This is a genomic window from Streptomyces sp. NBC_01515, from assembly GCF_045040345.1.
Lineage (GTDB): Bacteria > Actinomycetota > Actinomycetes > Streptomycetales > Streptomycetaceae > Streptomyces.
Window position 1 is genome coordinate 8,408,345 of the sequence record NZ_CP109416.1, and the last position, 12,624, is coordinate 8,420,968.

8 protein-coding genes are annotated in these 12,624 nt (G+C 66.3%); 7 read left to right on the top strand and 1 reads right to left on the bottom strand.

All coding sequences use genetic code 11. The features are described from left to right. Positions 1-6 precede the first annotated feature (6 nt). The gene (locus OG407_RS37815; RefSeq protein WP_405864223.1) at positions 7-3,798 is read right to left on the bottom strand and encodes a GH92 family glycosyl hydrolase; all 3,792 of its coding nucleotides are present in this window, start codon (positions 3,796-3,798) and stop codon (positions 7-9) included. Positions 3,799-4,168: 370 nt separating this feature from the next. Between OG407_RS37815 and ngcE the strand changes: the two genes are divergently transcribed. From ngcE to OG407_RS37850, 7 genes are all read left to right on the top strand, one after another. Further along, complete coding sequence (gene ngcE / locus OG407_RS37820) at positions 4,169-5,638, top strand: N-acetylglucosamine/diacetylchitobiose ABC transporter substrate-binding protein (RefSeq protein ID WP_405864225.1); 1,470 nt, start codon at positions 4,169-4,171, stop codon at positions 5,636-5,638. Between the two features lie 49 nt (positions 5,639-5,687). Then, on the top strand, positions 5,688-6,614 hold the full coding sequence (locus tag OG407_RS37825; protein WP_366493242.1) for a sugar ABC transporter permease: 927 nt from the start codon (positions 5,688-5,690) through the stop codon (positions 6,612-6,614). A 4-nt stretch (positions 6,615-6,618) separates the two neighbouring features. Next, the gene (locus OG407_RS37830) at positions 6,619-7,545 is read left to right on the top strand and encodes a carbohydrate ABC transporter permease (protein ID WP_403584487.1); all 927 of its coding nucleotides are present in this window, start codon (positions 6,619-6,621) and stop codon (positions 7,543-7,545) included. Between the two features lie 182 nt (positions 7,546-7,727). Then, on the top strand, positions 7,728-8,927 hold the full coding sequence (locus OG407_RS37835; protein WP_019063292.1) for an ROK family transcriptional regulator: 1,200 nt from the start codon (positions 7,728-7,730) through the stop codon (positions 8,925-8,927). Positions 8,928-9,059: 132 nt separating this feature from the next. Next, the gene (locus tag OG407_RS37840) at positions 9,060-10,154 is read left to right on the top strand and encodes a sugar ABC transporter substrate-binding protein (protein WP_405868828.1); all 1,095 of its coding nucleotides are present in this window, start codon (positions 9,060-9,062) and stop codon (positions 10,152-10,154) included. A 209-nt stretch (positions 10,155-10,363) separates the two neighbouring features. Beyond that, positions 10,364-11,152, top strand: a complete 789-nt coding sequence (locus OG407_RS37845; RefSeq protein ID WP_365303929.1) for an ATP-binding cassette domain-containing protein — start codon at positions 10,364-10,366, stop codon at positions 11,150-11,152. Then, a complete protein-coding gene (locus tag OG407_RS37850) occupies positions 11,149-12,468 on the top strand; it encodes a sugar ABC transporter permease (RefSeq protein ID WP_405864228.1) in 1,320 nt (439 codons plus the stop codon). The genes OG407_RS37845 and OG407_RS37850 overlap by 4 nt, the downstream gene beginning before the upstream one ends. Positions 12,469-12,624: the final 156 nt, after the last annotated feature.

The window sequence follows — 12,624 nt, forward strand, 5'->3', positions numbered from 1 at the left end:
CGTGCCTCAGGCCAGCAGTTCCACCTCCGCGAGGGTCGAGGAACCGCTCAGCACCAGGCGGTAATGCGCGTACGAGCCAGGTGACTTGACCGAGAAGACGCGCGTCTGCCTGTCCCAGGTGAAGGACTCGCCGGAGCGCTTGTCGAGCGTCTTCCACGTACTGCCGTCGGTGGAGCCCTGGAGGGTCCAGCCGGTCGGTGCCTGCGTGTGGTCCTTCGACGACGTCAGCGTGTACTGGACGCCCTTGGTGGCCTTCGTGACCGGCAGGTCCACCGAGGTCACCGTCGCGTCCGTGGCCGACGTGTTGTCGAACAGGGCGCCGACACCGGCGAGTTGGTCGGTGCGGGGCGTCGGCACCTGGTCGTCCTTGGTGATCGACACCGGCGCCGCGTTCTTGCCGCTGCCCCACGACGAGGGCTTGGAGCCCATGGAGAAGTCCAGCACTCCGCCCTTCTCCAGCAGCGAGTGGGGGAGTGAAGTCTTCGTCCAGTTCTGGCCGTTGACCTTCAGACCCTGCACGTAGATGTTCTTCGTGCTGTTCTTCGGCGCCTTGACGACCAGGTCCTTGCCGTTCTCCAGGTGCACGGTCGCCTTGGTGAACAGCGGGGAGCCGATGGCGTATTCGCCGCTGCCCATCACCAGCGGGTAGAAGCCGAGCGCGGAGAAGAGGTACCAGGCCGACTGCTCGCCGTTGTCCTCGTCGCCGTGGTAGCCCTGCCCGATCTCGCTGCCGGTGTAGAGGCGCGACATCACCTCACGCACGTCCTTCTGCGCCTTCCAGGGCTCGCCGGCCGCGTCGTACATGTACGTGACGTGGTGGGCGACCTGGTTGGAGTGCCCGTACTGGCCCATGCGGACGTCCCGCGCCTCCGTCATCTCGTGGATGACCCCGCCGTAGGAACCGGCGTTGGTGGGCGAGGCGGTCTCCGGGGTGGAGAAGTACCGGTCGAGCTTGTCGCCGAGGGCCTTCTGGCCGCCGTAGAGGTTGGCGAGGCCCTTGCTGTCCTGCGGGACGGTGAAGGCGTAGCCCCAGCCGTCGGTCTCGGTGTAGTCGTAGCCCCAGATCTTCGGGTCGTAACTCGCCGAGTCCACCCGCCAGTTGCCCTGGGCGTCCTTGCCCTGGAAGAACCCGGCCTGCTTGTCGAAGAGGTTCACGTAGTCCTGGGCGCGGTTGAGGAAGTACTCGGACTCCTCCTTGTAATGCTTCTCGCCGGTCTTCTTGTAGAGGGCCTGGCCCATCTTGGCGATGCCGTAGTCGTTGACATAGCCCTCCATCGCCCAGGAGAAGCCCTCACCGGTGTCGGTGCTGGTGTAGCCGAGGAAGGGCGAGGTGGTCATGCCCTTGCGGCCGACGCCGGAGGCGGGCGGGACGACGGTCGCGTTCTTCACGGCCGCGTCGTAGGCCGACTTGGCGTCGAACTTCACGCCCTTGACGTACGCGTCCGCGAACGCCACGTCCGAGGAGGTGCCCGTCATGAGGTCCGCGTAGCCGGGCGAGGACCAGCGCGAGGTCCAGCCGCCGTCCTTGTACTGCTGCACGAACCCGTCGACCATCTCACCCGCCTGACTGGGCGTCAGGAGCGAGTAGGCCGGCCAGGTCGTCCGATAGGTGTCCCAGAAGCCGTTGTTGACGTACACCTTGCCGTCGACGATCTTCGCGCCGGTGTGCGTCGGGGTGTCCTGGCTCGTCATCGGGGAGAAGGGGGAGGCGTACTGGTACGTCGAACCGACCTTCTCGAAGCCGGAGTTGGGGTACAGGTACAGCCGGTACATGCTGGAGTACAGCGTGGTCAGCTGGTCCGGCGTGGCGCCCTCCACCTCGACCTTGCCGAGCAGCTTGTCCCACACCTTCTGGGCCTGCTTCTTGACCGTGTCGAAGGAGGTGCCGTCCGGGATCTCCTGGCGCAGGTTGTCCTTCGCCTGGTCGACGCTGATCAGCGAGGTGGCCAGGCGCAGGGTGACCGTGTGGTCGGCGCCCGGCTTGAACTTCAGATAGCCCTTGACCCCGCTGGAGGAGCCGTCCGTCACGGGCGCGTCGAACGTGCCGTAGACGAAGAGCCGCGTGGCACCCGTGGACAGCCCGGACTTGACGTCCGAGTAGCCGGTGACGGTCCCGTTGGTCTTGTCGAGGGTCAGGCCCGCCTGCTCGGTGACGTTGTCGAAGATCACGCTCGCGTCGTCACCGGGGTAGGTGAAGCGCAGCGAGGCCGCGTGGTCGGTCGGGGCCATCTCGGCCTTCAGACCGTTCTCGAACGTGACGCCGTAGTAGTACGGGCGCGCGATCTCGTTCTCGTGCTTGAACGCCAACTCCCGTGCCGTCGGGTCGGTGTTGGGCGTTCCGGACGCGGCCGACGGCATCACCTGGAAGGTCTGCCGGTCGCCCATCCAGGGGCTGGGCTCATGGCTCAGGCTGAGCGCCTGGAGCGTCGGCAGGTTGTCGTCGTTGTTCGCGCGTGCGTAGTCGTAGAGCCAGCTGAGCGACGACGAATTCGTCACCGGCGTCCAGAAGTTGAAGCCGTGCGGCAGTGCCGCGGCGGGGAAGTTGTTGCCGCGCGAGAAGCTGCCGCTGGAGTTGGTGCCCCGGGTGGTCAGCGCGTAGTCGGACAGATGCGCCTTGGGCTTCTCGGGCGCGACCGTCTTGAGGCTCACGTCGTCCAGCCAGCCGCGGAACTTCGCCGGGCCGCTGGGGGAGTCGTAGTCCAGCAGGATCCGGTCGACGGTCTTGCCGGCCGCGACCGAACCGATCCGCGAGAGGACGTTGTTCCACTGGTTGACGTAGAGGATCTTCGCCGCGCCCTGCCCCTGCGGAGTCAGCGCGAAGCCGTGCGAGTCCGTCGCGCCGAGGTCACTGAGGTAGGTGCCGTCGGTGAAGGCGAGGTCGACGGAGACGTTCGTGGCGTCGTAGTCGAGGTCGCCGTCGGACATCTGCGGGAAGAGCCGGTAGGAGAGCGCGGTGTCCCGGCCGACCGGCACGTTCACGTCGAAGACCTTGTTGTACGAGTACGCGCGCCCTGTGGCCGTGTGACGGCCCGCGTAACGCAGTGCGCGCTTCCCGGTGAAGCCGGCGCCCGCCTTGGCCGTGGGGGAGCCGCTGGGGCCCCGGTCGACCAGCGAGAGCATGTCCTCGGGGATGGGGGCGGTGGTCCCGCCCGTCGAGAACTGGACGTCGGCGAGCTGCAGGATGCCGCTCGCGCCGTTGTTCTTCGTGATGTCGAGCCGGAAGTGCTGGTACTCGGCCGGCGCGGCGAGGTCGTACGACTTCGTCTGGAACCGGTCGGCGAAGGTCTCGCCGGAGCGGGTGTCCAGGGTCTTCCAGTCCTTGCCGTCCGTCGAGCCCGACAGCGTCCAGTCCTTCGGATCGCGTTCGGCGAAGTCGTTCGCCGAAGTCAGGGCGTACGTCACTATTTTGGCCGGTTTGTCGAGGTCGAACTCGACCCAGCCGGTGGGCTCGAAGGTCAGCCACTTGGTGCCGGACTCGCCGTCGACGAGGTTCTCCTTCACCTCGCCGCCGCCGGTGTTCTCGGAGCTGGCCCGGACGTCGGTGACATGGTCGGTCACATTGCCGGGGATGCCGGTGCTGTAGCCGCCGTCGACGCCCGAGGCCCGCTTGGAGCCGTCCGGCGCGGTGTCGACCGTGTTCAGCCAGTCCGGTGCCGGGTCTCCCGACTCGAACGAGGAGGCGAACTCCCCGCCGGCCGGGGCCTTCGCCGGGAGGGCGACCGCCGCCCCCTGTGAACCCACGAGCAAAGCCAGTGCGGCGGTCGACACGACCGCCGTACCCCACCATCTGTGATGCATACGAGGGCATCCTCCCTGCACGCTGGACAACGTTGTCAGCTTCGATGCGCAAGGAACAGTAGGGAGTCAAGTGGCCTGGTGTGTCAAGGGTGTTGAGTGAGGCATTCGAGGGCAATAACGAGGATTTCTCCGGCATCGAACACACAGGGCGTTCATATTTCCGCGAGGTCTCACTTCGGAAAAGACCGACAACCCACCCTGCATTCGATCTTGCTCTGTCGACCGGAAGTGGACTATACCTGTCGCGTTCGACACCGCTCTCGCAGCAGCACGCACGAAGTACCTCCTGCACGACCAAGCTCGACCTGACCGCGGTGCCGGGGAGGATCCGGTTCACCGCCTGAGTCCTGTTGAAGGCGAGGACTTGAGCATGGGATCCACTTCCGCCGAGAACAACAACGGTTCCGATTACACCGGCGCACCGGATGTCGGCCGCCGAGACCTGATCAAGAGGTCGGCCGCACTCGGCCTGATCGCCGTACCCACGATGAGTTTCCTTTCGGCCTGTGCGAGCAGCGACAGCGGCTCGGACAAGAAGGCCACGGCGGGCACGAAGACCGCGAAGAACCCGCTGGCGGTGAACGCCACCGCGCAGATGGAGTTCGTGCTCTTCGACGGCGGCTTCGGAAAGGAGTACGCCGAGGACGCCGTAAAGATCTACGAGAAGGACTTCCCCAAGGCGAAGGTCAAGTTCTCCGCCACGCAGAAGATCCAGTCGACGCTGCAGCCCCGCTTCAACCAGGGCACCCCGCCGGACCTGATCGACAACTCCGGTGCCGAGCAGATGGACATGGGTGTCCTGGCCGGCAAGCAGCAGCTCACCGACCTCACCCCGCTGCTGGACGCGCCCTCCTACGACGACCCGTCGAAGAAGGTCCGCGACACCCTCCGGCCCGGCATCGTCGAGATGGGCCAGCTCGACGGCGACCCGGTCTGGATCATGTACTACGCCTACACGGTGTACGGCGTCTGGTACTCGCAGAAGGCCCTGGACTCGCTCGACGAGAAGTACCCCGAGACCTGGGACCAGATGCTCGCGGTCTGCGCCAAGGCCAAGAAGAAGGGCATGGCGGGCTGGACGTACGCGGGCAAGTACCCGTACTACCTCCCCTTCTCGCTCTACCCGATGATCGGCAAGGTCGGCGGTCGCGAGGTCCTCGACGCGATCGACAACCTGGAGCCGAACGCCTGGAAGGCCCCTGCCGTCAAGGCCTGTTTCGAGGCCTACTACGAGCTCTTCAAGAAGGGCTACATCCTCAAGGGCACGCCCGGCATCGACCACATCCAGTCGCAGACCGCGTGGGCCGAGGGCAAGGCGCTGTTCATCCCGAACGGCTCCTGGGTGGAGAACGAGTCCGCCAACGTCATCCCCAAGGACTTCAACCTCGCCGTCTCCGCGCCGACCGGCATCGACAGCTCCGACAAGCTGCCCTTCGGCACCATCTGGGCGTCCGGCGGTGAACCCTTCATCGTCCCGGCCAAGGCGGCGAACGCGGCGGGCGGCATGGAGCAGCTGCGCATCATGCTCAGCGAGGCCTCCTCGAAGAACTTCACCAGCAAGGTGAAGTCGCTGACCGCGTACAACGGCGGCACCTCCGGGATCACCCTCACCCCGGGCCTCACGTCCGGTGTGGCGGCCCTGAAGCTGGCCGGTGCCAACGTGCTGAACCCGCGGCTCCAGGACTGGTACGTGCAGCTGCAGAAGGAGCAGATCGGCGTGGCGGGCCTCGGCGAGATGATGGCGGGCCGGGCCACCCCGGCGGAGACCATCAAGAAGATCCAGGGCTACGCGGACGCGACCGCCAAGGACACGTCGATCAAGCACTACAAGCACCAGTGAGGATCCGTCACCAGCGGCGGCGCCCGCCCAGAGAACGGGGTCGGTAGCAATGCAGCACGGCAAGTACCGGTTCATCGTGGGGTTCCTGACGGTTCCCCTCGGGCTGTACGCGCTCTTCGTCGTATGGCCGTTCATCCAGTCCATCTACTATTCGTTCACGGACTGGACGGGGCTGAGCCCGGAATTCAAAATGGTCGGCTTCGACAACTACAAGAGAATGTTCCACGACGAGATCTTCTGGAAGTCGTTGCAGCACAGTCTCTTGTTCGCGTTGGTGCTGCCGCTGGTGACGATCAGTCTGGCGCTGTTCTTCGCGTTCATGATCAACGTGGGTGGACGGCGCCGGGCGGGCGGCCCGGTGATCTCGGGTGTCCGCGGCTCCTCGTTCTACAAGATCGTCTATTTCTTCCCGCAGGTTCTGTCGATCGCGATCGTCGCCCTGTTGTTCGCCTTCGCGTACAACCCGGACAGCGGCGCGATCAACTCCCTGCTGCGCGGCATCGGGCTCGGCAGCCTCCAGCCGCTGTGGCTGGGTGATCCGAGCCTCGCCCTGTGGTGTGTGATGGCGGTCCTCGTCTGGTCCTCCGTCGGCTTCTTCGTGGTCCTCTTCTCCGCCGGTATGGCGTCCATTCCGGCGGAGTTGTACGAGGCGGCGCTGCTCGACGGCGCCAACCGGATGACCACGTTCTTCCGCCTCACCCTGCCGCTGCTGTGGGACACGGTGATGTCCGGCTGGGTCTACATGGGCATCCTCGCGCTGGGCGCCGAGTCGTTCGCGGTCGTACAGATCATGACGACCGGTCCCGGCGGTCCCGACTACTCGACCACCGTCCTGGTCCTGTACGTGTACCAGAAGGCGTTCCGGGACGGACAGGCCGCCTACGCGACCACCATCGGCGTCGCCCTGCTCGTCGTCACGCTGGCGTTCGCCGCCATCGTGATGCGACTGGGCCGCCGTGAGCGGCTGGAGTTCTGATCACATGAAGACGACCGAGACCCCCGCCCCCGTGCCGGCCGAGTCCGGTGTCCCCGTCGCCAAGTCCGGTGCACCGGACGGGAATTCGCCGAAGCGGAAGAAGAAAGAGGGCTCCGTCCTCAACGCCTTCTCGCACGGCATGCTCATCCTGTGGGCGTTCATGGTCGTCCTCCCGCTCGCGTGGGCGGTGATGACGTCCTTCAAGAGCGACAGCGCGATCTTCAGCTCACCCTGGGCGCTGCCGGACAAACTGCACTTCGACAACTGGGCGCGGGCCTGGACCGACGCCAACATGAGCGACTACTTCTTCAACACCATTCTGGTGGTGGCGGGTTCACTCATCGGCACGCTGGTGCTCGGTTCGATGGCCGCGTACGTGCTCGCCCGGTTCGACTTCCCGGGCAACCGCTTCATCTACTTCCTGTTCATCGGCGGCATGAGCTTCCCGATCATGCTCGCCCTGGTCCCGCTGTTCTACGTCGTCAACAACATGGGACTGCTGAACACGATCCACGGTCTGATCCTGGTCTACATCGCGTACTCGCTGCCGTTCACGGTCTTCTTCCTGACCGCGTTCTTCCGCACGCTGCCCACCTCGGTGGCGGAGGCCGCCTTCGTGGACGGTGCCTCGCACACCCGGACGTTCTTCCAGATCATGCTGCCGATGGCCAAGCCCGGCCTGATCAGCGTGGGGATCTTCAACTTCCTGGGCCAGTGGAACCAGTACATGCTGCCGACGGTCCTGAACACCGATCCGGACAAGCGGGTCCTCACCCAGGGCCTGGTGCAGCTCGCCGCCAGCCAGGGCTACAAGGGCGACTGGTCCGGGCTCTTCGCCGGTCTGGTGATGGCCATGCTGCCGGTGCTGGCCGCCTACATCGTCTTCCAGCGTCAGGTGGTACAGGGCCTGACCGCGGGGGCGCTCAAGTAGCGGCCCGCCCCTGCCTCGCGTGTGCCGCTCCGGGCCTCCGGAGCGGCCTACACGCATGTGTGCAAGTACCCGGATGCGGTTCAACCTCTTGACGGGAGGCAGCCCGAACAGCTCAGCTTAGAGTTCACTAGTTGGACATAGACGGGGCCTCATCGATGCGGTCCCGCGCGCAGGAGGTCGTCGTGGAGACTCCGGGGTCGCAGTCGTCACTGCACCGAGCCAATCTCGAACGGGTCGTGCGAGCGGTGCGGTTGGCCGGGTCGCTGACACAGGCGGAGATCGCGAGGACGACGGGCCTGTCCGCAGCGACCGTCTCGAACATCGTGCGCGAGCTCAAGGACGGCGGAACGGTCGAGGTCACCCCCACCTCGGCGGGCGGCCGCAGGGCCCGCAGCGTCTCGCTGAGCGGGGACGCCGGCATTGTCATCGGCGTCGACTTCGGGCACACGCATTTGCGCGTCGCGGTCGGGAATCTCGCCCACCAGGTGCTGGCCGAGGAGTCCGAGCCCGTCGATGTGGACGCCTCCTCGACGCAGGGGTTCGACCGGGCGGAAGAGCTGGTCAACCGGCTGATCACGGCGACCGGAGTGGACCGCTCCAAGATCGCCGGGGTGGGCCTCGGCGTGCCCGGACCGATCGACGTGGAGTCGGGCACCCTGGGCTCCACCGCGATCCTCCCGGGCTGGACCGGCACCAGACCCGCGGAGGAGCTGGGCAGCCGTTTGGGCGTACCGGTGCACGTGGACAACGACGCGAACCTCGGCGCCCTCGGTGAGCTGGTCTGGGGCAGCGGGCGGGGCGTCAGGGACCTGGCGTACATCAAGGTCGCGAGCGGGGTCGGCGCGGGGCTGGTCATCAACGGCAAGATCTACCGGGGCCCGGGTGGCACAGCGGGAGAAATCGGGCATATTACTCTTGATGAGTCCGGCCCTGTCTGCCGTTGCGGAAACCGGGGCTGCCTGGAGACCTTCACGGCCGCGCGCTATGTGCTGCCGCTTCTCCAGTCCAGTCACGGAACCGACCTGACCATGGAAGGAGTCGTACGGCTGGCGCGGGACGGAGACCCTGGTTGCCGTCGGGTGATCGCCGACGTCGGCCGACACATCGGCAGTGGAGTCGCCAATCTCTGCAATTTGCTGAACCCGAGCCGAGTGGTCCTCGGTGGCGATCTCGCCGAGGCCGGTGAGCTGGTGCTCGGGCCGATCAGGGAGTCTGTCGGCCGCTACGCGATCCCCAGTGCGGCGCGTCAATTGTCCGTTCTCCCGGGGGCACTTGGAGGCCGTGCGGAAGTGCTCGGAGCACTCGCTCTCGCACTCAGCGAGATGGGTGATTCGACCCTTTTGGACGGGTCGCTGACCGCGGCCACACCTGTCTTCACTTAGAGAACGCACGACGCCGTTGCCATCTCGTTAAGTATTTACTTCTTGACGCCGAACGCGCGGCCGAGTTGACTTCCAGCCACCTCGGCCGCAACGACGCGGCCTCGTCAGGGAGGTTTCAAAGTGAACACGCGTATGCGTCGTGCCGCCGTTGCCGTTATCGCCACCACGATGGCCGTTTCGATGGCCGCCTGTGGCAAGGCAGGCGACGACAAGAAGTCCGACAGCAGCTCCAGCTCCTCGGGCGGTACGAACGCCTCGATCGGCCTGCTCCTGCCCGACAGCGTCACCGCTCGGTACGAGAAGTTCGACAAGCCGTACTTCGAGGCGAAGGTCAAGGAGCTCTGCTCCGGCTGCACCGTCCAGTACAACAACGCGAACGCCAGCGCCGCGACGCAGGCCCAGCAGGTCAGCAGCATGATCACCAAGGGCGTCAAGGTCATCGTGATCAGCGCCCAGGACTCCGCCGCGATCAAGTCCTCGATCCAGCAGGCCGTCAACAAGGGCATCAAGGTCGTCGCGTACGACCGTCTGGCCCAGGGCCCGGTCTCCGCGTACGTCTCCTTCGACAACGTCCAGGTCGGCAAGCTCCAGGGCGAGGCGCTCCTCACCTCGCTGGGCTCGAAGGCCACCAAGTCGTCCAAGATCGTCATGATCAACGGTGACGACGCCGACCCGAACGCCGCGCAGTTCAAGAAGGGCGCCCACGAGGCCCTCGACGGCAAGGTCGACATCGCCTACGAGCAGTCCGGCCTGTGGAAGGACACCATCGCCGGGCAGAAGATGTCGGCGGCCATCACCCAGCTCGGCGCCAAGAACATCGCGGGCGTCTACTCCGCCAACGACGGCATGGCCGGCGGTATCGCCACCGTCCTCAAGGGCGCCAAGATCAGCGGCATCCCGCTGACGGGCCAGGACGCGGAGCTCGCCGGTATCCAGCGCATCGTCGCCGGTACCCAGTCCAGCACCGTCTACAAGGCCTTCAAGCCGGAGGCCGAGGCGGCCGCCACGCTCGCCGTCGACCTGGCGCAGGGCAAGAGCATCTCCTCGCTCGCCACCACGACCCAGACCAGCGGCTCCGGCAACAAGGTGCCCTCGCAGCTGCTGACCCCGGTGTCGGTCACCAAGGCCAACATCAAGGACACGGTCATCAAGGACGGTCTCTACACCGTCGCCCAGATCTGCACCGCCGACTACGCCAAGGCGTGCAAGACGGCCGGTCTGGAGTAATCACCGCCCAGCGGTGACAGAGCCCCTTCGGCGTCCGCCCCGCCTTCCAACCCCGCTGCGGGGCGGGCGCCGATCGGAACCCGTGCGAACGCAGCCGTTGCCAACTGGCACCGGCCGCGCGCATGTTCATCTTGTAAATCTGTGCCTAGGCACAACCCTCCGCGGCTTTTGACAAGCGCGGCATCCCCGCCGGTCAGGCGGCGAAGGAGATGGTTCACGTGTCCGCTACGCCCGTGCTGGCGTTGCGCGGAGTCTCCAAGCGATTCGGTGCGGTGCAGGCCCTCACCGAAGTAGAGCTGGAGGTCCACCCCGGAGAAGTCGTCGCACTGGTCGGCGACAACGGCGCAGGAAAGTCCACTCTGGTGAAGACCATCGCCGGAGTGCACCCCATCGATGAAGGAGTCATCGAGTGGGAGGGCAACCCGGTCAGCATCACCAAGCCGCACGACGCCCAGGGACTCGGCGTCGCGACGGTCTACCAGGACCTCGCGCTCTGCGACAACCTCGACGTCGTCGGCAACCTCTACCTCGGGCGTGAGCTGCTGCGCCACGGGGTCCTCGACGAGGTCACGATGGAGAAGAACTCCCGTGAGCTGCTGAGCACGCTCTCGATCCGCATCCCGAGCGTGCGCATCCCGATCGCCAGCCTCTCCGGTGGCCAGCGACAGGTCGTCGCGATCGCCCGCGCGCTGATCGGTGACCCCAAGGTCGTCATCCTCGACGAGCCCACGGCCGCCCTCGGCGTCGAGCAGACCGCGCAGGTCCTCGACCTGGTCGAGCGGCTGCGCGAGCGCAACCTCGGCGTCATCCTCATCAGCCACAACATGGCCGACGTCAAGGCGGTCGCCGACACCGTCAACGTGCTGCGCCTGGGCAAGAACAACGGCTCCTTCCCGGTGAAGGACACCAGTCAGGAAACGATCATCGCCGCGATCACCGGTGCCACGGACAACGCCGTGACCCGTCGTGCGGTGCGCAGCACGGAGGCGGCAAAGTGAGCGACACGTCCAACACCGTGAAGAAGGACGCGGTCGAACCGACCGGCGCGCCTCTCGCCGAGGACCCCACGGCGGCGGCCGGTGCCGCCACCGTCGTCGACCCGCGTCTGCTGGTCCGCGAAGAGGGCTTCCGCGGCTACCTCACCGAGTTCAAGCGCAAGGTCAAGGGCGGTGAGCTCGGCTCGCTGCCGGTCGTCGCCGGCCTGATCGTCATCGGCATCATCTTCCAGTCGCAGAACAGCCGGTTCCTGAGCGCGGACAACCTGTCCAACATCAGCTACTACCTGTCGGCGACCGGCATGCTCGCCATCGGCCTGGTCTTCGTGCTGCTGCTCGGCGAGATCGACCTGTCCGTCGGCTCGGTCAGCGGTCTGGCGTCCACCCTGTTCGCCGTCTTCGTGGTCAACCACGGGATGAACGGCTGGCTGGCGCTGATCCTGACGATCGTCACGGGCATCGGCATCGGCGCGCTGCACGGCTTCTTCTTCGCGAGGATCGGCGTACCGGCGTTCGTCGTCACCCTGGCCGGCTTCCTCGGCTGGAACGGTCTGATGCTGTGGCTGCTCGGTTCGAGCGGCACCATCAACATCCCGGACGAGGGTCCGGTGCACCTGCTCGGCCAGGGCTCGTTCTTCATGGACCAGTCGGTCGCGGGCGCCTACATCCTGGCCGCCCTCGGCGTCGCGTCCCTGCTCTACGGCTCGCTCGTCGAGCAGCGCCGCCGCAAGGCCGCCGGGGTGCCGTTCCGGCCCACCAGTGAGATCGCGCTGCGGGTCGGTCTGCTCGCCGTGGCCGCGTTCGTCACCGCGTACGTGCTGAACTCCTCGGCCGGTGTCTCCAACGCGCTGGTGATCTTCCTCGCGTCCCTGGTGATCGTGGACTTCGTGCTCCGTCGTACCCCGTACGGCCGCAAGGTCTTCGCGGTCGGCGGCGGCATCGAGGCCGCGCGCCGTGCCGGTATCAACGTGTCCATGATCCGCATCACCGTGTTCGCCATCTCCGGCGGCTTCGCGGCGGTCGGCGGTATGTTCTTCGCCGGCCAGACGCAGAGCGCCACGCTGAACGCCGGTGGCGGCAACACCCTGATGCTGGCCATCGCGGCCGCGGTCATCGGCGGTACGAGCCTCTTCGGCGGACGCGGCACCGTCTGGTCCGCCCTGCTGGGCATGCTCGTCATCCAGTCGATCCAGACCGGCCTCGACCTGCTCAACATGAACACGTCGATCCAGTACATGATCACGGGTGGCGTTCTGCTCGGCGCGGTCGTCATCGACTCGGTGTCCCGCAAGAGCCAGAAGGCCTCCGGTCGCGGCTGACCTGCCCCTTCGCGCAGACTGTGCCCGGTACCGATGTCGGTGCCGGGCACAGTCGTGTCGTAGGAAAGGCTGTTCGTGGGTACAGCCGATCGCGTGACGTATGACGCAGAGCCCGGGCGCCGTCCGCAAAGGCGGAACATTAGACTCGACAAGCCC